This is a genomic window from Microbacterium caowuchunii, assembly GCF_008727755.1.
In the GTDB taxonomy this organism is placed as follows: Bacteria; Actinomycetota; Actinomycetes; order Actinomycetales; family Microbacteriaceae; genus Microbacterium; species Microbacterium caowuchunii.
Window position 1 is genome coordinate 1,313,059 of the sequence record NZ_CP044231.1, and the last position, 19,785, is coordinate 1,332,843.

Below are 19,785 nucleotides of genomic sequence, written 5' to 3' on the forward strand. Positions count from 1 at the left end.
GGCGCGTCTGAGCGCCTTCCGGGCGGGTGGTTCAGGCCTGGTCGCGAACCAGGTGCTCCGGCCCGATCAGCACCCGCCACATCCAGTCGACTCCGGTCTCCACCGGGGGGAGGGGATCGCGTGACAGCCATGCGGTGAGGACCCCGAGGGCGGTGCCCGCGATGCCGGCGGCCACGACGTCCAGGGGAAGGCCCGCGAAGGCCCCCGGGTTGGCGGCGGCGACGGCATCGCGCACGATGTGCTGGATCTGTTCGCGCAGTCTCGCCGCCACGAGCGCCGAACCGTGATCGCCCAGCACGCGCCGGTACACCGCCGCGTTGTCCGCGATATGGGCGAGATACAGGAACAGCTCGGCAGGGGGACCGTCGTCCCCGGACGGGAGGGAGGCCAACAGACTGTCCGAGACGGAGGCGAGGGCGTCCTCGAGGGCCTCAGCGAGGAGCATCTCCTTACCGGAGTAGTGCTGGTAGAAGCTGCTCCGGTTGACCTCGGCCCGCTCCACGATGTCGGCGACGGTGATGCCGTCCAGATCGTTCTCGCGGGCCAGGTCGAGCAGGGCGGACTGCAGCCGCTCGCGGGTGCGGGTCGCGCGGGGATCCATGCGCCGATTGTGCCAGCACGGCCAGGAATCCGCTGAGAGTCCGCTCGGTGCCCTCGTTTGTCCGACATCTGTTGGATAACGTGGTCCCGGCCCGACGGTGCGCCGTCCTCGCCCGTCCCCCGGAAGGCATCTCGTGGCACAGCTCCTCTATCGGATCGGTCGCTTCGCGGCCCGTCGCGCCTGGCTCGTCCTGAGCGGATGGATCCTCGTCCTCGCCCTGGCGGGCGGCGCGTTCCTCGCCTTCGGCGGCACCCTGGCCCAGAGCTTCAGCATCCCCGGCACCGAGACGGAGCGGGTCAACGACCGGCTCGCCGACGCGCTGCCCGACCTCACCGGCGCCACGGCGTCGGTGGTGTTCTCCGCGGAGGACGGATCCTTCGATGCGGGGCAGGAAGCGCGCATCGCCGAGGTCATGGACGAGGTAGCGGAGGTGGAGGGCGTCGCCGGGGTGGTGGACCCGTTCTCCGCCGAGACCCAGCGCGCCGACCAGGCAGCGCAGCTGGATGCGGGACGCGCCCAGCTCGACGCCGGCCGGGAGCAGCTGGAGGCGGCGCAGGCACAGCTGGACGCCGGTCAGGCGCAGCTCGACGCAGCGATCGCGCAGGCTCAGGCGGCGGGCGTCGCCCAGCAGGCGGCCGCGCAGTTCGCGGCACAGCAGGCGCAGCTGGACGCGGGCCGGGCAGAGATCGCGCAGAACCGCGCGACCCTGGAGGAGCAGTCCGCCGCACTCTCCGACGGCACGGCACTCCTCGACGCGGCAGCGGAGATCCGCACCGTCTCCGCCGACGGGGGCACCGCCATCGGCACGATCATGTTCGACGACGACATGTTCACCCTCGCCCCCGAGGTGAAGAGCGAGGTCGCCGCTCTCCTGGATGACGCCGGCATCCCCGGCGTGACGCTCGACTACTCCTCGACGATCACCTCGACGGTCGACGGGCTCATCGGCCCGGGCGAGATCGTCGGCGTGCTGATCGCCGCTCTCGTGCTGCTGCTGATGATGCGGGCGTTCCTTCCCGCCGTCACCCCCCTCATCAGCTCGGTCATCGGGGTCGGGGTGGGCGTGGCCGGTTCCCTGGCGTTCTCCGATGTCGTCGACATGGCCTCGGTGACGCCGGTGCTGGGCGTGATGCTGGGGCTCGCGGTGGGCATCGACTATTCGCTGTTCATCCTCAACCGGCACCGCAAGCAGGTGCTGGCCGGAATGGATCTGCAGGAGTCCATCGGGCTCGCCAACGGAACGGCCGGCAACGCGGTCGTCTTCGCCGGGTCCACGGTCATCGTTGCCCTCGTCGCGCTCCTGGTGACCGGTATCCCGTTCCTCGGGGTGATGGGCATCGTGGGCGCCGCGTGCGTGCTGATCGCCGTACTCGTCTCGATCACCGTCACCCCCGCCCTGCTGGGCCTGATGAAGGTGCGCGTGCTGCGCCGCGGGCTGCGGGACCGCATCGGACACCCGGACCACGCGCCCGCCGAGATCCACCCGATGCGCACGGGGCGCACCCTGGGTGCTGCGGCGCTCGCCATCATCGCCCTGCTGGTGATCGCCATCCCCGCACTGTCCATGCGGCTCGGCCTTCCGGACGGGTCCTCCGAGGCCACCGACACGACGCAGTACCAGGCGTACAAGACCGTGACCGAGGAGTTCGGGCCCGGTCAGAACGGTCCGATCCTGGTCGTCGCCGAGATGCCGCAGCCCGTCGCCGAGGACGAGCGCGTGGCGACGCAGGTGGACGTGGTCGAACAGCTCATGGCGCAGGACGGCGTCACGGCGGTCGCGCCCGCAGCCGTCTCGGAGGACGGCGCGGTCTTCGCCTTCCAGGTGCTCCCCGAGGACGGTCCCTCCAGCGCGGGTACGGAAGCGCTGGTCCACGAGCTGCGGGCGCTGTCCCCGATCGACGGGGGGATCGAGCTCGGCGTCGCAGGGCAGGCGTCCGGGAACATCGATGTCTCGGAGAAGCTGGCGGACGCCCTGCCGATCTACCTCGTCGTCGTGGTCGGTCTCTCACTGATCATCATGATCGTCGTGTTCCGGTCCCTCCTCGTCCCCGTCATCGCGACCGCCGGTTACGTGCTCTCGTTGTTCGCAGCGCTGGGTGCGGTCACCGCGATCTACCAGTGGGGTTGGCTGGCCGACGTCTTCGGCGTCCACGACCCGGGACCCGTGCTGAGCTTCGCGCCGATCATCATCATGGGCGTACTGTTCGGCCTCGCCATGGACTACCAGCTGTTCCTGGTGTCCGGGATGCGGGAGGCGTACGTGCACGGGATGTCCGCCCGCCGGTCCGTCGTCGCGGGCCTGCGCAACGGGCGTGCGGTGGTGACCGCGGCGGCGATCATCATGGCCGCCGTCTTCGGCGGGTTCGTCTTCAGCCACCTCGGCATGGTGCGACCCCTCGGCTTCGGCCTCGCCATCGGCGTGCTCTTCGACGCGTTTGTCGTGCGGATGGTCATCGTGCCCGCGCTGATGCACCTCTTCGGTGACAAGGCCTGGTGGCTGCCGCGCTGGCTGGACCGCATCATCCCGGACGTGGATGTGGAGGGGGCCGCGCTGGAGCGCGCGCATCCCGTCCCGCACAGCGAACCGGTTCTCGGCTCGGGCGTGCGCTGATCCGGGCGGTCGCTGCGCGCGCCGAGCGTCCTCACGCCTCCGGGCGGGGGACGTCGAGCTGGGCCAGCGCAGCGACCGAGAGCGTGACGCCCGATCCGGTGCGCAGCACGGTCAGCAGGGTCCGGCTGCAGTGCCGGCACCGGACGATCGCCCCGACGCCGTCGTCCTCCACGTCGGTCCCGCCGAGGGGGCCGGCGGTTCCGCACTGCCGGCAGGTGAGGACGAGCATGGACGCGTCGCTCACGAACACCTCGGTCAGGAGCCCGGCGAGCGCGTTGCCGTCCACGTGACGGACGCGTTCGTCCGGGGCACCGGGGTGGGATGCGTTCACGACAGTCCTCCGAATCGCTCGGTGCGCACGCGCGCCGGATCGTAGCCGCTGCGCACGAGCAGGTCGGCGGCGTTCTCGACGAAGCCGGTCGGGCCGCACACGAAGGCGAGCGCGTCCGACTCCGGCGGCCAGACCGCCTGGGCGACGGAGTCGGGGGTCAGGCGTCCCACGTGGCCCGCCCACCCCGGGGGCGCGGATCTCGTGTAGGCCCACGTCACACCGAGCACGCCCATGCCGAGCCGGTCCACCTCGTCCCGGAACATCGCGTCGGCGGGGGAGCGCACCGAGTAGAGCAGGCGCATCGGGGCGCCGGAGAGCAGCGCCGCACGTGCCCGGGCGATCGCGATCAGCGGCACGATGCCGGAGCCTCCCGCCACCAGTTGCACGGGTGCCGGGTCGTCCGCATCCCAGACGAAGTAGCCGCCGAGCGGCCCCTTCACCTCGAGGGTGTCGCCGACCCGCATGTCCTGGGTGAGATAGGGCGAGACCTCCCCGTCCGGCACCAGGTCGACGCCGAGCTCCACGGTCGTCCCCGCGCCGGAGCTCGCGATGGAGTAGGAGCGCTCCGCCTGATAGCCGTCCTCCGCGGTCAGGCGGATGTCGAGATGCTGACCCGGGCGGTTGCCGGGCCAGTCCGGGACCGCGAGCCGGAGGATGCGGGCGTGCTCGGTGCTGGGGAGGATCTCGGCCACCCGGGCGGGCAGCCAGCCGCCGACGATCACCAGTAGCGCTCCTCCTTCCAGGGGTCGCCGTGGAGGTTGTAGCCGTTCTGTTCCCAGAACCCCGGGTCGTCACGGTCCTGCAGGGTGATGCCGTTGACCCACTTGGCGCTCTTCCAGAAGTACAGGTGCGGCACGAGCAGGCGTGCGGGACCGCCGTGCTCGGGCTCGAGCGGCTCGCCGTCGAACTCGAACGCGACCCACGCCTTGCCGTCGAGGAGGTCTTCCAGGGGGATGTTGGTCGTGTACCCGCCGTAGGAGTGCGCCATCGCGTAGTCGTCGTCGGTCTCGACGTCGGCGAAGAGGGTGTCGAGCGAGACGCCGCGCCAGGTTGTGCCGAGCTTGGACCATCGGGTCACGCAGTGGATGTCGGTGTGGACCTCCTCGATCGGCAGCGCCATCAGCTGGTCCCACGTCCAGGTCGCCGAGATGCCCCGCTCGGTGAGGATGCGGAAGCTCCAGTCCTCGCGGGCGATGCGCGGCGTGGGCCCGGCCGAGAGCACCGGGAAGTCCTCGGTGAGGTATTGCCCGGGGGGAAGGTCGGGCACCGGTTCGCGTCGTCTCGCTCCGAAACCCCGTGAGAACCCGGCCATGACCGTTCCTTCCGCCGCCCGCCGACACGCCCACCCTAGAGGCGAGCCCGTCCGCGCGATACCCCCGTAGCCCCCCTCCTCCGCGAGACTGCATCCCCCGCACGAAACCGACCGTGCCACGCGCTGTCTCGTGCGTAGCATGCAGTCTCGCGGGGAGAGGGGGGAGAGGGAGGAGAGGGGGGAGGGGAGAGGGGGTCAGCGTCCGCCGGCGGCGATCCGGGTGGAGAGCTGGTGGGCGTGGGCGAGCAGGATCCGGCCGAGCTCCGCCCGCCGTTCGGCTGCGAAGCGGAACTCCACACCGGTCAGGCTCAGCGCCCACTGCGGATGCCCTTCCCGGGTGAAGACCGCAGCACCCAGGCCGTAGCTGCCCTCGACGATGAGTCCGGGGTTGACCGCATAGCCCCGCTCCGCGGTCTCCCGCAGCCGGGCGCGCAGCCGCTTCTCGCCGTGTGCCGCGCCGTACCGGTCGGCCAGCTCGGGATGCCGGTCGAAGTACGCGTCCACATCGTGGGGCTCGAGGAAGGCGAGGATCGCGAGCCCCGCCGATGCCACGCCCAGGGGGAACCGGACACCCTCGGACAGGACGAAGGAGCGGATGGGGAAGCTCCCCTCCTCGCGCAGGAGGCAGACGGTCTCGTCGCCGCGTCGAACCGAGAGGAACGCGCTCTCCTCCGTCCGCACGGCCAGCGAGCGGACGATGTCGCGGGCGATGTCGGTGATGTCGTACCGTGCTGCGGCGACGGTGCCCATCAGGTAGAGCTCCGGTCCGGTGACCCAGCGCCCGGTCCGCTCGTCCTGGTCGACGAGCCCTTCCCGGCGGAGCGCCGCGAGGAGTCGGTGCGCGGTGGGGCGCGTGAGGTGCGCATCGCCGGCGAGCTCCACGACGTGCCGCCCCTCGGTGCCCGCCGCGCTCACGAGCCGGAGCAGCCGGGCTGCGCGGGCCACGCTCTGGGTACCCGGGATCGCATCGTTGTCCACGATATGGACACTAGGTGCGTCCGCATCCACATCGCAAACACGGATGCGGCGAGCCGCCGCGCGCGGCGCGAGGCTGGAGGCGGACCACCGAGACGAAGGAGCCGTCCATGATCGACAAGGAAGTGGGGAGCGCGGCCGATGCCGTGCGCGACATCCCCGACGGAGCGAGCCTGGCCGTCGGCGGGTTCGGCCTCTCCGGCAATCCCATGGCCCTCATCGAGGCCCTCCATGCGCAGGGGACCGGGGGCCTCTCGATCGTCTCCAACAACTGCGGCGTCGACGACTGGGGGCTCGGGATCCTCCTGAACGCCCACCGCATCCGCAAGATGACCTCCTCGTACGTGGGAGAGAACAAGGAGTTCGAGCGCCAGTTCCTCTCCGGTGAGCTCGAGCTCGAGCTGACCCCGCAGGGGACGCTCGCGGAGAAGCTCCGCGCGGGCGGATCCGGCATCGCCGCCTTCTTCACACAGACCGGCGTGGGCACCCAGGTCGCCGAGGGCGGTCTGCCGCGCCGCTACGACGGCAGCGGCGGGATCGCGGTGGCGTCCCCCGTGAAGGAGGTGCGCACCTTCGCGCTCGGCGACCGCGAAGGCCAGTACGTCCTGGAGGAGTCCATCGTCACCGACTTCTCGCTCGTGCACGCCTGGAAGGGCGACCGCCACGGGAACCTGGTCTTCCGCAAGGCCGCCCGCAACTTCAACCCGCTCGCGGCGATGGCCGGGCGCGTGTGCATCGCCCAGGTGGAGCACCTGGTGGAGCCGGGGGAGATCGAGGCGGATGCGGTGCACCTGCCCGGCGTCTTCGTGCACCGGATCCTCGAGGTCGGCCCCGACATCGAGAAGCGCATCGAACGGCGCACCGTGCGCGCCGCAGCGGAAGGACAGTGACCATGGCACTCACCCGCGACGAGATGGCCGCCCGCGCGGCCCGCGAGCTCGCCGACGGCTCCTACGTGAACCTCGGCATCGGACTGCCCACGCTCGTGCCGAACCACGTTCCGGAAGGCGTGACGGTGGTCCTGCAGTCCGAGAACGGCATCCTCGGGGTCGGGCCCTACCCGGTCGAGGCGGATGTGGACCCCGACCTCATCAACGCCGGCAAGGAGACCGTCACGATCCTGCCGGGGGCGGCGTACTTCGACTCGGCGACGAGCTTCGGGATGATCAGGGGAGGGAAGATCGACGCCGCCATCCTGGGGGCCATGCAGGTCTCCGCGACCGGTGACCTCGCCAACTGGATGATCCCCGGGAAGATGGTGAAGGGCCCGGGGGGCGCCATGGACCTCGTGCACGGTGCCGGACGGGTGATCGTGCTCATGGAGCACGTCGCGAAGGACGGCACGCCCAAGATCGTCGACGCGTGCAGCCTGCCCCTCACCGGGCGGGGCGTCGTCGACCGGATCATCACCGACCTCGCGGTGATCGACGTGACCCCCCGGGGCCTCGTCCTCGTCGAGACCGCCCCGGGCGTCACCGTGGACGAGGTCGTCGCCGCCACCGAACCGCCGCTGACCGTCTCCGACATGCTTAGGGTTGAGTCATGAACACCGACGACGTCGTCATCGTTGCCGCCGCACGCACGCCCCAGGGGCGCCTGAAGGGGCAGCTCTCCTCGTTCTCCGCCCCCGAGCTGGGGGCACTCGCCATCCGCGGGGCGCTGACCCGCGGCGGCATCCCCGCCGAGGCGGTGGACGCCGTGCTCGTCGGGCAGGTGCTGCCGGCGGGATCCGGGCAGAACCCGGCCCGCCAGGCCGCGATCGCGGCCGGCATCGGCTGGGACGTGCACGCCGCCTCGGTCAACAAGGTCTGCCTGTCCGGCCTGACGGCCATCATCGATGGAGCGCGGATGCTGCGCACCGGCGACGCGACCGTGGTCGTCGCCGCCGGGATGGAGTCCATGACCCGGGCTCCGCACATGCTGATGGGGTCCCGCGAGGGCTGGTCCTACGGCACCGTCGAGGTGCTCGACCACATGGCGTACGACGGGCTCACCGACGCCTTCGACCGGGAGAGCATGGGCGCGTCCACCGAACGCCTGAACCCGGTGTACGAGGTCACCCGCGCGGAACAGGATGCGGTCGCCGCGCGATCCCACCTGCGCGCTGCCGCGGCAGCGGAGGCGGGCGTGTTCGCCGCGGAGATCATCCCCGTCGAGGTGCCGCAGCGCAAGGGCGAGCCGCTCGTCCTGACCGCCGATGAGGGCATCCGTCCCGATACGACCGTGGAGACGCTGGCGAAGCTCCGCCCCGCGTTCGCCGAAGGGGGGACCATCACCGCCGGCAACTCCTCGCAGATCTCCGACGGGGCCTCCGCCGTGGTCCTGACCACGCGCACCCACGCTGATGAGCGGGGCTGGCCGGTCCTGGCCGTGCTCGGCGCGAGCGGTCAGGTCGCGGGGCCGGACAACTCGTTGCACGCCCAGCCGGCACGGGCGATCGCGAAGGCCATCGAGAAGCAGGGGATCACCGCATCCGACCTGGATGTGGTCGAGATCAACGAGGCGTTCGCCGCCGTGGTGGTCCGCTCGCAGCGCGAACTCGGCCTCGACGACGACGTGGTCAACATCCACGGCGGCGGCATCGCCATCGGTCACCCGATCGGGGCGTCGGGCAACCGGCTCGTCGTGCACGCGGTCCACGAACTGCTCCGTCGCGGCACCGGCACGGCCGCGGTCGCGCTCTGCGGCGGCGGGGGACAGGGCGACGCCCTCATCCTGATGCGCTGATCACGTTCCGGCGCGTGGGCGCGGGCGCGTCAGCGGCGCAGGTGCTTCTTCAGGAGCTTCTGCTCGTCGCCCGAGACGGGGGAGTCCCCCGCCACGGTGTGCCCGCGTCCCGCGCGGAAGGTGTCGGTGATCGCCCCGATGGCCAGGGCCAGGGTGATGCCCCAGTTCAGCCACGCGAGCGCCGTACGCCAGGTGAACGTCTCGTCGCGGTCCCGGAGGCTGCGCAGCAGCGTGGTGCCGGCCACGATCGCGCTGAACAGTCCTGAGCCGAAGAGGTACTTGCGCATGCAGCCACGTTAGCGGTCGGAAAGCCGGAGGATAGTCCGCTTGACGGCGTCGGCGTGGCCGTGCGACACCCCCTGTAGCCTGAGGGAACCCCGCGAACACAAGGAGTCGCCGCGTGTCCCAGGCTGAATTCGTCGTCGTCGCCAACCGTCTGCCCGTCGATCGTGACGCGGAGGGAGGATGGCGCAGGTCCCCCGGAGGCCTCGTCACCGCTCTCGAGCCGGTGATGCGCAAGAGCGAGGGAGCCTGGGTCGGGTGGCCGGGCAAGGCCGACCTCGTCGTCGAACCCTTCGAGTTCGAGGGCACGCAGCTCGTGCCGGTGACCCTCTCCGCGGAGGACGTCGAGCTCTACTACGAGGGCTTCTCCAACGACACGATCTGGCCGCTGTACCACGACGTCATCTCGGCACCCCGGTACAAGCGCGAGTGGTGGAACGCCTACGTCACGGTCAACCGCCGCTTCGCGGACGCGGCCGCCGAGGCCGCGGCCCCGGGCGGCACCGTCTGGGTGCAGGACTATCAGCTGCAGCTCGTGCCGAAATTCCTGCGCGAGGCGCGCCCGGACCTGACGATCGGCTACTTCCACCACATCCCGTTCCCCGCGTACGGGCTGTTCTCGCAACTCCCGTGGCGCCGCCAGGTGCTCGAGGGGTTGCTGGGCGCCGACGTCATCGGATTCCAGCGCGTCGCCGACGCGGGCAACTTCGCGCGTGCCGTGCGCCGGCAGCTGCGGTACGAGACCAAGGCATCCGGCATCCGGGTCCCGCTGGCGGACGGCACGAGCCGCGTCGCCCTCGCGAAGGCCTTCCCCATCTCGATCGACGCCGAGTCCTACGTGCAGCTCGCGCAGCGGCCGGAGATCCAGGCGCGCGCGAAGGAGATCCGCGCGGAGCTGGGAAACCCGGCCCGCGTGCTGCTGGGAGTCGACCGCCTCGATTACACCAAGGGCATCCGGCATCGTCTGAAGGCCTTCGGCGAGCTCCTCGAGGACGGGAAGCTGTCGGTGGAGGACGTCACCCTGGTGCAGGTGGCCAGCCCCAGCCGGGAGCGCGTCGAGGCCTACATGCAGCTGCGTGACGAGATCGAGCTGACCGTCGGCCGCATCAACGGAGGATTCGACACCACCAGTCACTCGGCGATCAGGTACCTGCACCATTCCTATCCGCGCGAGGAGATGGTCGCGCTGTACCTCGCCGCCGACGTCATGCTGGTCACCGCGCTCCGCGACGGCATGAACCTCGTGGCGAAGGAGTACGTGGCCAGCCGGATCGACAACCGCGGGGTGCTCGTGCTGAGCGAGTTCGCCGGCGCGGCGGATGAGCTCTCCAGCGCGCTGCGGGTCAACCCGCACGACATCGAGGGGCTCAAGGACGCCATCATGCGCGCGATCGAGATGCCCCCGGCAGAGCAGGGCCGCAGGATGCGGTCGCTGCGCCGCCGTGTGCGGGACCACGACGTGGAGGACTGGTCGCGCGAATTCCTCGGCGCCCTGGCAGCCAAGAAGGGGGAGTGACGACGTGTCCGACGACCTCGCACCGATCGCGTCCACCGCGCGGCTCCTGATCGCGCTGGATTTCGACGGGACCCTCTCCCCGCTGCAGGACGAACCGATGGCCGCGCGGATGCTTCCTGCGGCCCGCGAGGCGCTGAACGCCCTGGCCGCTCTGCCCGACACGACCGTCGCTCTCGTGTCGGGGCGGACCCTGGGTGATCTGCGGGTGATCAGCGAGCACGGCGACGACTCGGTGTTCCTGCTCTCCGGCTCCCACGGGGCCGAGTTCTGGCATCCCGGCAGCGGTGCGCAAGCGACCGCCGACGACGCCGAGGCCCGTGCGCTGCGGGACGACCTGCAGGCCGCAGCCGAGGACGCCGTGGCCGGTCTCGAGGGCGCCTGGATCGAGCCGAAGACGTTCGGGCTCGGACTGCACACGCGGCTGGCGTCGGATGCGGACTCCCGCGTCGCGGAGGAGCGTGTCGACGCGCTCCTCGCCGAGCGGGCGCCGCACTGGCGCCGGCGGAGCGGCCGGAACATCGTCGAGTACGCCTACCGGCATGAGGGCAAGGACAGCGCCGTCGCGGCGCTCCGGGAACGCGTCCGGGCGACCGCCGTCCTGTTCGCCGGTGACGACGTCACCGACGAGGATGCGCTGGCCAGCCTCGCACCCGGCGATCTCGGCGTCCGCGTGGGGGAGGGCGAGACGGCGGCGAGAATCCGCGTGCCCGACGCCGACGCCCTCGCGACCCTCCTGCTCGAACTCGCCCGGCGGCGAGCCGACGCGCTCGGCGTGCGCGCCCCGGCGGCGCCGGAGGGTGCCCCGGGCGGGAATAGACTGCATCCGTGAGCCACCCCGACGAAGCCATCGACATCAAACCCCGCAGCCGAGCCGTCACCGACGGCATCGAGGCGACCACGTCCCGCGGCATGCTGCGCGCCGTGGGAATGGGCGACGAGGACTGGGACAAGCCCCAGATCGGTATCGCGTCCAGCTGGAACGAGATCACCCCCTGCAACCTGAGCCTCGACCGCCTGGCTCAGGGCGCCAAGGAGGGCGTCCACGCCGGCGGGGGATACCCGCTGCAGTTCGGCACGATCTCCGTCTCCGACGGCATCTCGATGGGCCATGAGGGGATGCACTTCTCGCTGGTCTCCCGCGAGGTCATCGCCGACTCGGTCGAGACGGTCATGATGGCGGAGCGTCTGGACGGCAGCGTGCTGCTGGCCGGCTGCGACAAGTCCATCCCGGGGATGCTGATGGCCTCGGCGCGCCTGGACCTGTCCAGCGTCTTCCTGTACGCCGGATCGATCGCTCCCGGCTGGGTCAAGCTCAGCGACGGCACCGAGAAGGATGTCACCATCATCGACTCGTTCGAGGCCGTGGGCGCCTGCATGGCGGGCAAGATGAGCGAGGCGGACCTCAAGCGCATCGAGTGCGCGATCGCCCCGGGGGAGGGTGCGTGCGGCGGGATGTACACCGCGAACACCATGGCTTCGGTCGCCGAGGCGCTGGGGCTGTCGCTCCCGGGCTCCGCGGCCCCGCCCGCCGCCGACCGCCGTCGCGACTACTTCGCCCACCGCTCCGGCGAGGCCGTCGTCAACCTGCTCAGGCAGGGCATCACGACCCGCGACATCCTGACCAAGGAGGCGTTCGAGAACGCGATCGCGCTGGCGATGGCTCTCGGCGGTTCCACGAACGTCGTTCTGCACCTGCTCGCGATCGCCAACGAGGCAGAGGTCGAGCTGAGCCTGCATGACTTCAACCGCATCGGCGACAAGGTTCCGCACGTGGCCGACATGAAGCCTTTCGGTCAGTACGTGATGAACGACGTCGACCGCCACGGAGGCATCCCGGTCATCCTCAAGGCCATGCTCGACGAGGGTCTGATCCACGGCGATGCACTGACCGTCACGGGCAAGACGATGGCCGAGAACCTCCGGGAACTCGACCCGGACCCCGTGGACGGCAACGTCATCCACCGCTTCGACGACCCCATCCACGTCACGGGCGGGCTGACCGTGCTGCATGGAACGCTGGCCCCCGAAGGAGCCGTCGTCAAGTCGGCGGGCTTCGATGCCAACGTGTTCGAAGGACCTGCGCGCGTCTTCGAGCGCGAGCGTTCGGCGATGGACGCGCTGGAGGCCGGCGCGATCAACGCCGGAGACGTGATCGTCATCCGGTACGAGGGTCCGAAGGGCGGTCCCGGCATGCGCGAGATGCTGGCGATCACCGCCGCCATCAAGGGCGCCGGGCTCGGAAAAGATGTACTACTGTTGACGGACGGACGATTCTCGGGCGGCACAACCGGCCTGTGCATCGGCCACATAGCACCCGAAGCGGTGGACGCAGGTCCCATCGCCTTCGTGCGCGATGGTGATCTGATACGGGTCGATATCGCCGCTCGCACTCTCGACCTACTCGTCGACGACGCAGAGCTGAGTTCCCGCCGTTCCGGCTGGGAACCCCTTCCCCCGCGCTATACCCGTGGCGTCCTGGCCAAGTACTCCAAGCTCGTGCGCTCCGCTGCGGAGGGCGCGGTCACGGGGTAATCCCTGGCACTCGACATCCAACTCCGCTTCTTCTCGAGGTCGATCATCATGTCATCCGACATTTCCGCGGCCGTGCCCCGGCCGCCCGCCCGCACCCCATCCGCACCCGTGCTCACGGGCGCCGAGGCCGTCATCCGTTCGCTCGAACTCCTGGGCGTCACCGACGTCTTCGGTCTGCCCGGCGGCGCCATCCTTCCCGTGTACGACTCGCTCATGGACACCGAGGCGCTCCGGCACATCCTGGTCCGTCACGAGCAGGGTGCCGGTCACGCCGCGCAGGGTTACGCGTCGGCATCCGGCAAGATCGGGGTCGCGATCGCGACCTCCGGTCCGGGTGCCACGAACCTCGTCACCGCGATCGCCGATGCCTACATGGACTCGGTTCCGCTCGTGTGCATCACCGGTCAGGTGTTCTCGACCCTGATGGGTACGGACGCCTTCCAGGAGGCCGACATCGTCGGCATCACGATGCCGATCACCAAGCACTCCTTCCTGGTGAAGCGGGCGCAGGACGTCCCCGGCGCCATCGCGGCGGCCTTCGAGATCGCCGGCACCGGCCGCCCGGGCCCCGTGCTGGTGGACATCACGAAGGACGCGCAGCAGGACCAGGTGCCGTTCGTGTGGCCGCCGAAGATCGAGCTGCCCGGCTACCGGCCGGTCACGAAGGCGCACGGAAAGCAGATCCAGGCCGCGGCCCAGCTGCTGGCCGAGGCGAAGAAGCCCGTGCTGTACGTCGGCGGCGGCGTCATCCGCTCGAAGGCCTCGGCCGAGCTGCTGACCCTCGCCGAGACCACCCACGCACCCGTCGTCACCACCCTGATGGCACGCGGCGCATTCCCGGACTCGCACGAGCAGCACCTCGGCATGCCCGGGATGCACGGCACGGTCCCGGCCGTGCTGGCCCTGCAGGAGGCCGATCTGCTGATCGCTCTCGGTGCACGTTTCGACGACCGGGTGACGGGCAAGGCTGCGCTGTTCGCCCCGCACGCCAAGGTCGTGCACGTCGACATCGACCCGGCCGAGATCTCGAAGATCCGCACGGCGGACGTCCCCATCGTGGGCGACGTGCGCGAGGTGCTGATCGATCTCGAGGGCGCGTACCGCACGCAGGTGGCGGGGGAGGCCCCCGACATCTCGGAGTGGTGGGCGTACCTCGACGGTCTGCGCGACGAGTTCCCGCTCGGCTACGCGCCGACCACGGACGGGCTGCTCGCGCCGCAGTACGTCATCCAGCGGATCGGCGAGCTGACCGGCCCCGAGGGGATCTACACGGCGGGCGTCGGTCAGCACCAGATGTGGGCTGCGCAGTTCATCAAGTACGAGCGCCCGAACGCGTGGCTCAACTCCGGCGGTGCCGGGACGATGGGATACGCGGTGCCGGCGGCGATGGGCGCGAAGGTCGCCGAACCCGACCGCGTGGTATGGGCGATCGACGGCGACGGCTGCTTCCAGATGACCAATCAGGAGCTCGCCACCTGCGCGATCAACAACATCCCGATCAAGGTCGCGATCATCAACAACTCGTCGCTCGGGATGGTGCGACAGTGGCAGACGCTGGTCTACAACGGCCGGTACTCGAACACCGACCTGAACACGGGCCACGACACCATCCGCATCCCCGACTTCGTCAAGCTCGCGGAGGCGTACGGCTGCCTCGCGATCCGCGTGGAGAAGGAGGAGGACGTGGATGCGGCCATCCGCACCGCGCTCGAGACCAACGACCGCCCGGTCGTGATCGACTTCGTCGTCTCGGCGGATTCGATGGTGTGGCCGATGGTCCAGCAGGGCGTCAGCAACAGCTATATCCAGTACGCGCGCGACCATGCGCCGGCTTTCGACGAGGAGGCGTGAGATGACCAGTCACGTGCTGAGCCTCCTGGTGGAGGACAAACCGGGTCTGCTGACCCGCGTGGCAGGGCTGTTCGCCCGCCGCGGCTTCAACATCGAGTCCCTCGCCGTCGGCGTCACGGAGGTCCCGGGACTGTCCCGGATCACCGTCGTCGTGGACGTCGACGAGCTGCCCCTCGAGCAGGTGACGAAGCAGCTCAACAAGCTGATCAACGTCATCAAGATCGTGGAGCTCGACCCCGCCTCCTCCGTGCAGCGCGAGCACGTCCTCGTGAAGGTGAAGGCGGACAATTCGTCCCGCTCCAGCGTGCTGGAGGTCGTCAACCTCTTCCGCGCCTCGGTCGTGGACTACGCACCCGACGCCGTGGTCGTCGAGGCGACCGGGGACAAGGGCAAGGTCGACGCGCTGCTGCGCGCGCTGGAGCCCTTCGGGATCAAGGAACTCGCCCAGTCCGGGCTGCTCGCGATCGGTCGCGGCAGCAAGAGCATCACCGAACGGGTGCTGCGCGGCTGAGCCCTCGCCGGTCCGGTACACGGATCACCCGACCGCCGGACGGGATCCCCCGCGTCACGGACACCCAACACACTCAGAACAAGGAAAGAGAAAGACGAACATGGCTGAGATCTTCTACGACCACGACGCCGACCTGTCGATCATCCAGAGCAAGAAGGTCGCGATCGTCGGCTACGGCTCGCAGGGCCACGCCCACGCCCAGAACCTCCGCGACTCCGGCGTCGAGGTCGTCATCGCGCTGAAGGACGGCTCCAAGTCGGCCGCCAAGGCGGAGGAGGAGGGCTTCCGCGTCCTCTCCGTCGCCGACGCCGCCGAATGGGCCGACGTCATCATGATCCTCGCGCCGGACCAGCACCAGCGCTCGATCTACAACGACCAGATCAAGGACAAGCTGACCGCAGGCAAGACGCTCGCGTTCGCGCACGGCTTCAACATCCGCTTCGGCTACATCGACGCGCCCAAGGACGTCGACGTCATCCTCGTCGCGCCGAAGGCCCCCGGGCACACCGTGCGCCGCGAGTTCGTCGCCGGCCGTGGCATCCCGGACATCATCGCCGTCGAGAACGACGCGACCGGGCAGGCCTGGCCGCTGGCGCTCTCGTACGCGAAGGCCATCGGCGGCACCCGCGCCGGCGTCATCAAGACGACCTTCACCGAGGAGACCGAGACCGACCTGTTCGGTGAGCAGGCCGTCCTCTGCGGTGGCGTGTCCCAGCTCGTGCAGTACGGGTTCGAGACCCTCACCGAGGCCGGTTACCAGCCGCAGATCGCCTACTTCGAGGTGCTGCACGAGCTGAAGCTCATCGTCGACCTCATGTGGGAGGGCGGCATCGCCAAGCAGCGCTGGTCGGTCTCCGACACGGCCGAGTACGGCGACTACGTCTCCGGTCCGCGCGTCATCGACGAGAGCGTCAAGGAGAACATGAAGAGCGTCCTGGCGGACATCCAGTCCGGTGCCTTCGCCAAGCGCTTCATCGACGACCAGGACAACGGTGCGGTCGAGTTCATGGAGCTGCGCGAGAAGGGTGCGGCCCACTCGATCGAGGCCGTCGGCCGCGAGCTGCGCTCGCTGTTCGCCTGGAAGCAGCAGGACGCCGACTACACCGAGGGTTCCGCCGCGCGCTGATCTCCGCAAGACCAGCCGGCCCAACCGGCCGTGCTCCCGCCCGCCCGTCGGCGTCCACATCCTGGACGCGGGCGGGCGGGCCCTTTTCGTCCGGCCGGAGGGCGGAGGACGCGCGGGGTGGACAGTACGCTGGAGGGTATGGCCGGACGCGACGACGACGCCCTCAGCTGGGACGGGGACGACGACCCCACCCTCGACACGGGCACCGCCTCGCCGGCGGGGGACGACCCGAACCCCGCGCGCGAGGAAACGGGCGTCACCGAGCGATCCGTCCCCCGGACGCCGGAGGGCACCCCTCCCATCACGAAGCCGCCGGCGGGGTCCCCGCCGCCGCGCCGTCCCGTGCCCGCCGCGTCCGCTCCCGCGACGGCTCCCGTGCCGGCGACGGCGTCGGCACCGGCACCCATGGACAACGTGACCCTCGTCTCCCTCGGCGTGCTGGGCGGGATCTATCTCCTCCTCGCGATCGGGTGGTTCATCGGCGGATCCCGGCTGCAGGTCATCGCGCAGCTGTTCCTGGATCCCGTCGGGTACCTCGTGACCTGGTTGATCGCGGTGCTCGCCCCCGCGATCGTGTTCGTCACCGTGTTGGTGACCACCCGTGGACGTCGCACCTGGCTACGCATGGTGCTGCTGGTGGCGGGGGCGATCGCGCTGCTGCCGTGGCCGTTCCTGATGGTGGGGGTGGGGATCCGATGACCCGTGGCAACCGGGCCGAGACGCGCCAGGGGACGACCCTCCCGGTGGCGCTCATCGTCACGATCGCCGGCGGGTTCGGCCTGTTCTACGCCTACGCGGTGTGGACGGCCCTGGCCTTCCTCCTGCAGCAGGCGAACGGTGTGGAGGGGCTCACCGGCTTCGGCTGGTTCGTCCTGCTCCTGCCGGTCGTGTTCCCGCTGATCGCCTACGGCGGAGCGTTCGCCCTCGGCTGGCGCCGCCGCGCGATCCCGTTCTCGCTCGTGATGCTGAGCGGCCTCGCGCTGGTCGCGGTCTTCTGGCTGAACGTCCTCGCCTACGCGTCGGTCACGGCCTCCCTCTACGGCTCCTGAGCCGTCCGCGGGGCGTCACACGGTCAGGAGGCGGCGGCGCCACGCGGTAGGCTGGCCTCGTTCCGCCGAGGCCTCCCGTGGCGTGCGGCGGCAGCTTCCCACCCCTCGCCGTCGTGCCCTGCACGTCGTCCCGCATGCCTAAGGACACCGTCGTGACCAAGCCCGTCGTCCTCATCGCTGAAGAGCTCTCACCCGCCACGATCGATGCTCTCGGCCCCGATTTCGAGATCCGCCACGTGGATGGCGCGGACCGCGCGGCGCTGCTGCCGGCCCTCGCCGACGCCCACGCCGTCCTGATCCGGTCGGCCACCAAGATGGACGCGGAGGCCATCGCCGCCGCGCCCTCGCTGCAGGTCATCGCCCGCGCCGGCGTCGGGCTCGACAACGTCGACATCAAGTCCGCGACCACGGCCGGTGTCATGGTCGTCAACGCCCCCACGTCCAACATCGTGTCGGCCGCGGAGCTCACGATCGGTCACATCCTGAGTCTCGCCCGCCGGATCCCGGCCGCGCACGCGTCGCTGGCATCCGGTGCCTGGAAGCGCAGCTCCTACACCGGCACGGAGCTGTTCGAGAAGACCGTCGGCATCATCGGCCTCGGACGAATCGGTGCGCTCATCGCGTCCCGGCTGCAGGCGTTCGACATGCGCGTGGTCGCCTACGACCCGTACGTCACGAGCGCGCGCGCTCAGCAGCTCGGTGTCGAGCTGCTGTCGCTCGACGAGCTGCTCGAGCAGAGCGACTTCATCAGCATCCACATGCCGAAGACGCCCGAGACGACCGGCATGATCGGCATCGACCAGATGCGCCGCATGAAGCGGAGCGCCTTCGTCGTGAACGTCGCACGCGGCGGCCTGATCGACGAGGACGACCTCTACAAGGCGCTGACCACCGGTGAGATCGCCGGTGCCGGCCTCGATGTCTTCACGAGCGAACCGCCGCAGGAAGGCGGCTCGGCCGCGCGTCTGCTCGACCTCCCGAACGTCGTGGTGACCCCGCACCTGGGCGCCTCGACCGACGAGGCGCAGGAGAAGGCCGGCGTCGCCGTCGCCAAGTCGGTGCGACTCGCGCTCTCGGGCGAACTGGTCCCGGATGCGGTCAACGTCGCCGGCGGCGTGATCGACCCGTACGTCCGCCCGGGCATCCCGCTCGTGGAGAAGCTCGGCCAGATCTTCTCCGCGCTGGCGGTCTCACCCGTCACGAGCATCGACGTCGAGGTGCACGGAGAGCTGCAGGAGTACGACGTCAAGGTGCTCAAGCTCGCCGCTCTGAAGGGCGTGTTCACCAACGTCGTCAGCGAGTCGGTGTCCTACGTCAACGCGCCCCTGCTGGCGGAACAGCGCGGCATCGAGGTGCGGCTGATCGTCGACGGCGTGAGCGAGGAGTACCGCAACGTCATCACGATCGCCGGAGCGCTCTCGGACGGTTCGCAGATCTCCGTCTCCGGAACCCTCACCGGTACGAAGCAGATCGAGAAGATCGTCGGGATCAACGGCTACGCCGTGGAGATGCCGATCGAGAAGTTCCACCTCGTGATGCTGTACACCGACCGGCCCGGCATCGTCGCCGTGTACGGCCAGAAGTTCGGCGAGGCGGGCATCAACATCGCCGGCATGCAGATCGCGCGCCGGAGCGCCGGCGGACAGGCGCTCTCCATCCTGACGGTGGACTCGCCGGTCTCGGATGAGCTGCTGACCGAGGTCGGATCGGCGATCCAGGCGGACCTGTTCCGTCAGATCGAGATCACCGAGTCCTGAGGCTCGCGCTCACGCCCTCGTCGCGCGTTCGACGAGGGCGATGAGCGACGCCATCGCCTCGCCGGTGGGCACGGGACCGGCGACGCCGTCCCCGCCCAGGGCGTTGTTGAAGTACAGCCCGTCGCTGACCAGCATGATCAGATCCAGCGCTGCGCGGTCGGCCGCGTGCGGCCGGAGGGCGTCCGCCCATCGTTCCCGGACGGCGCGCAGGGCGGTGCCCGCCGCGGCGTGCCCGCCCTGCGCGAGCCGCGACACGGCGATGAGCACGCGGTCGAGCGGGTCGTCGTTCATCGCGGACGTCCGCACGAAGTAGGCGATGGGCCCGTCGGGGGAGTTCTCCATGGCGGCGAGGTCTGCATCCGCCAGCGCGTCGAGGCGTTCGATCAGTCCTGCCTCGAGAGCCTCCTTCGTGCCGAAGTGGTAGAGCAGGCCCCCTTTGGAGACCCCGGCTGCGCGTGCGGTGGCGTCCAGGGTCGCGGCCCGCTCACCCTCGTCGATGAGTAGCGTCTCGAACGCGTCGAGGACGAGTTCTCGGGCTCGGGGGGGACGGCTCATGCGCTCGATCGTATCCAGGGGGGACGGGAGGTCTGTTACTATACCAGCT

The 19,785-nt window shown here is 70.1% G+C and carries 20 protein-coding genes; 13 read left to right on the top strand and 7 right to left on the bottom strand.

What is annotated here, in order from left to right:
- Positions 1 to 31: 31 nt before the first annotated feature.
- Entirely contained in the window at positions 32 to 601 is a 570-nt protein-coding gene (locus tag F6J84_RS06250) for a TetR/AcrR family transcriptional regulator (protein WP_150972272.1), read from the bottom strand.
- Positions 602 to 734: 133 nt separating this feature from the next.
- Between F6J84_RS06250 and F6J84_RS06255 the strand changes: the two genes are divergently transcribed.
- Positions 735 to 3,212, top strand: a complete 2,478-nt coding sequence (locus F6J84_RS06255) for an MMPL family transporter (protein ID WP_150972274.1) — start codon at positions 735 to 737, stop codon at positions 3,210 to 3,212.
- Between the two features lie 31 nt (positions 3,213 to 3,243).
- Here the strand turns inward: F6J84_RS06255 and F6J84_RS06260 are convergent, their stop codons facing one another.
- The 4 genes from F6J84_RS06260 to F6J84_RS06275 form a co-directional block, all read right to left on the bottom strand.
- Positions 3,244 to 3,543, bottom strand: a complete 300-nt coding sequence (locus F6J84_RS06260) for a DUF6510 family protein (protein ID WP_150972276.1) — start codon at positions 3,541 to 3,543, stop codon at positions 3,244 to 3,246.
- Positions 3,540 to 4,265, bottom strand: coding sequence for an FAD-binding oxidoreductase (locus tag F6J84_RS06265; RefSeq protein ID WP_150972278.1), 726 nt, complete (start codon positions 4,263 to 4,265; stop codon positions 3,540 to 3,542). The genes F6J84_RS06260 and F6J84_RS06265 overlap by 4 nt, the downstream gene beginning before the upstream one ends.
- Positions 4,262 to 4,855, bottom strand: coding sequence for a sulfite oxidase-like oxidoreductase (locus F6J84_RS06270; protein ID WP_150972280.1), 594 nt, complete (start codon positions 4,853 to 4,855; stop codon positions 4,262 to 4,264). The genes F6J84_RS06265 and F6J84_RS06270 overlap by 4 nt, the downstream gene beginning before the upstream one ends.
- Positions 4,856 to 5,050: 195 nt before the next feature.
- Positions 5,051 to 5,833: an IclR family transcriptional regulator gene (locus F6J84_RS06275; RefSeq protein ID WP_238702621.1), complete on the bottom strand. Its 783-nt coding sequence runs from the start codon at positions 5,831 to 5,833 to the stop codon at positions 5,051 to 5,053.
- A 107-nt stretch (positions 5,834 to 5,940) separates the two neighbouring features.
- On the opposite strand from F6J84_RS06275, the gene F6J84_RS06280 reads away from it, so the two are divergent.
- Genes F6J84_RS06280 through F6J84_RS06290 form a run of 3 tightly spaced genes read left to right on the top strand, consistent with a single transcriptional unit; the run spans position 5,941 to position 8,557 of the window.
- A complete protein-coding gene (locus F6J84_RS06280) occupies positions 5,941 to 6,720 on the top strand; it encodes a CoA transferase subunit A (protein ID WP_150972281.1) in 780 nt (259 codons plus the stop codon).
- 2 nt (positions 6,721 to 6,722) lie between these two features.
- On the top strand, positions 6,723 to 7,376 hold the full coding sequence (locus F6J84_RS06285; protein ID WP_191905770.1) for a CoA transferase subunit B: 654 nt from the start codon (positions 6,723 to 6,725) through the stop codon (positions 7,374 to 7,376).
- The gene (locus tag F6J84_RS06290; RefSeq protein ID WP_150972283.1) at positions 7,373 to 8,557 is read left to right on the top strand and encodes an acetyl-CoA C-acetyltransferase; all 1,185 of its coding nucleotides are present in this window, start codon (positions 7,373 to 7,375) and stop codon (positions 8,555 to 8,557) included. The genes F6J84_RS06285 and F6J84_RS06290 overlap by 4 nt, the downstream gene beginning before the upstream one ends.
- A gap of 29 nt (positions 8,558 to 8,586) precedes the next feature.
- On the opposite strand, the gene F6J84_RS06295 is transcribed toward F6J84_RS06290, so the two are convergent.
- The gene (locus F6J84_RS06295; protein WP_150972285.1) at positions 8,587 to 8,844 is read right to left on the bottom strand and encodes a hypothetical protein; all 258 of its coding nucleotides are present in this window, start codon (positions 8,842 to 8,844) and stop codon (positions 8,587 to 8,589) included.
- A 113-nt stretch (positions 8,845 to 8,957) separates the two neighbouring features.
- Between F6J84_RS06295 and F6J84_RS06300 the strand changes: the two genes are divergently transcribed.
- From F6J84_RS06300 to serA, 9 genes are all read left to right on the top strand, one after another.
- Entirely contained in the window at positions 8,958 to 10,355 is a 1,398-nt protein-coding gene (locus F6J84_RS06300) for an alpha,alpha-trehalose-phosphate synthase (UDP-forming) (protein ID WP_150972287.1), read from the top strand.
- A gap of 4 nt (positions 10,356 to 10,359) precedes the next feature.
- Positions 10,360 to 11,184, top strand: a complete 825-nt coding sequence (gene otsB / locus F6J84_RS06305; protein WP_150972289.1) for a trehalose-phosphatase — start codon at positions 10,360 to 10,362, stop codon at positions 11,182 to 11,184.
- The gene (gene ilvD / locus F6J84_RS06310) at positions 11,181 to 12,887 is read left to right on the top strand and encodes a dihydroxy-acid dehydratase (RefSeq protein WP_150972291.1); all 1,707 of its coding nucleotides are present in this window, start codon (positions 11,181 to 11,183) and stop codon (positions 12,885 to 12,887) included. Before otsB ends, ilvD begins: the two co-directional genes overlap by 4 nt.
- A gap of 48 nt (positions 12,888 to 12,935) precedes the next feature.
- Positions 12,936 to 14,738, top strand: coding sequence for an acetolactate synthase large subunit (locus F6J84_RS06315; protein ID WP_150972293.1), 1,803 nt, complete (start codon positions 12,936 to 12,938; stop codon positions 14,736 to 14,738).
- A gap of 1 nt (position 14,739) precedes the next feature.
- Positions 14,740 to 15,249: an acetolactate synthase small subunit gene (gene ilvN / locus F6J84_RS06320; RefSeq protein WP_150892266.1), complete on the top strand. Its 510-nt coding sequence runs from the start codon at positions 14,740 to 14,742 to the stop codon at positions 15,247 to 15,249.
- Positions 15,250 to 15,349: 100 nt separating this feature from the next.
- Positions 15,350 to 16,375 (top strand): ketol-acid reductoisomerase, encoded by a 1,026-nt coding sequence (ilvC, locus tag F6J84_RS06325; RefSeq protein ID WP_150892267.1) that lies wholly within the window; start codon positions 15,350 to 15,352, stop codon positions 16,373 to 16,375.
- A gap of 138 nt (positions 16,376 to 16,513) precedes the next feature.
- Positions 16,514 to 17,074 (top strand): DNA polymerase III subunit gamma/tau, encoded by a 561-nt coding sequence (locus F6J84_RS06330; RefSeq protein ID WP_150972295.1) that lies wholly within the window; start codon positions 16,514 to 16,516, stop codon positions 17,072 to 17,074.
- Complete coding sequence (locus tag F6J84_RS06335; RefSeq protein ID WP_191905771.1) at positions 17,071 to 17,424, top strand: bacitracin resistance protein; 354 nt, start codon at positions 17,071 to 17,073, stop codon at positions 17,422 to 17,424. Before F6J84_RS06330 ends, F6J84_RS06335 begins: the two co-directional genes overlap by 4 nt.
- Before the next feature lie 152 nt (positions 17,425 to 17,576).
- Positions 17,577 to 19,181, top strand: a complete 1,605-nt coding sequence (serA, locus tag F6J84_RS06340; RefSeq protein ID WP_150972297.1) for a phosphoglycerate dehydrogenase — start codon at positions 17,577 to 17,579, stop codon at positions 19,179 to 19,181.
- A gap of 9 nt (positions 19,182 to 19,190) precedes the next feature.
- Here the strand turns inward: serA and F6J84_RS06345 are convergent, their stop codons facing one another.
- Entirely contained in the window at positions 19,191 to 19,736 is a 546-nt protein-coding gene (locus F6J84_RS06345; protein WP_150892270.1) for a TetR/AcrR family transcriptional regulator, read from the bottom strand.
- Between the last annotated feature and the right edge of the window lie 49 nt (positions 19,737 to 19,785).

Bases quoted from the DNA above. Each gene is read 5' to 3' on its own strand.
- F6J84_RS06250 (WP_150972272.1), bottom strand. From the start codon at position 601: ATGGATCCCCGCGCGACCCGCACCCGCGAGCGGCTGCAGTCCGCCCTG.
- F6J84_RS06270 (WP_150972280.1), bottom strand. From the start codon at position 4,855: ATGGCCGGGTTCTCACGGGGTTTCGGAGCGAGACGACGCGAACCGGTG.
- F6J84_RS06280 (WP_150972281.1), top strand. From the start codon at position 5,941: ATGATCGACAAGGAAGTGGGGAGCGCGGCCGATGCCGTGCGCGACATC.
- F6J84_RS06285 (WP_191905770.1), top strand. From the start codon at position 6,723: ATGGCACTCACCCGCGACGAGATGGCCGCCCGCGCGGCCCGCGAGCTC.
- F6J84_RS06290 (WP_150972283.1), top strand. From the start codon at position 7,373: ATGAACACCGACGACGTCGTCATCGTTGCCGCCGCACGCACGCCCCAG.
- F6J84_RS06295 (WP_150972285.1), bottom strand. From the start codon at position 8,844: ATGCGCAAGTACCTCTTCGGCTCAGGACTGTTCAGCGCGATCGTGGCC.
- F6J84_RS06315 (WP_150972293.1), top strand. From the start codon at position 12,936: ATGTCATCCGACATTTCCGCGGCCGTGCCCCGGCCGCCCGCCCGCACC.
- ilvN (WP_150892266.1), top strand. From the start codon at position 14,740: ATGACCAGTCACGTGCTGAGCCTCCTGGTGGAGGACAAACCGGGTCTG.
- ilvC (WP_150892267.1), top strand. From the start codon at position 15,350: ATGGCTGAGATCTTCTACGACCACGACGCCGACCTGTCGATCATCCAG.
- F6J84_RS06330 (WP_150972295.1), top strand. From the start codon at position 16,514: ATGGCCGGACGCGACGACGACGCCCTCAGCTGGGACGGGGACGACGAC.
- F6J84_RS06335 (WP_191905771.1), top strand. From the start codon at position 17,071: ATGACCCGTGGCAACCGGGCCGAGACGCGCCAGGGGACGACCCTCCCG.
- F6J84_RS06345 (WP_150892270.1), bottom strand. From the start codon at position 19,736: ATGAGCCGTCCCCCCCGAGCCCGAGAACTCGTCCTCGACGCGTTCGAG.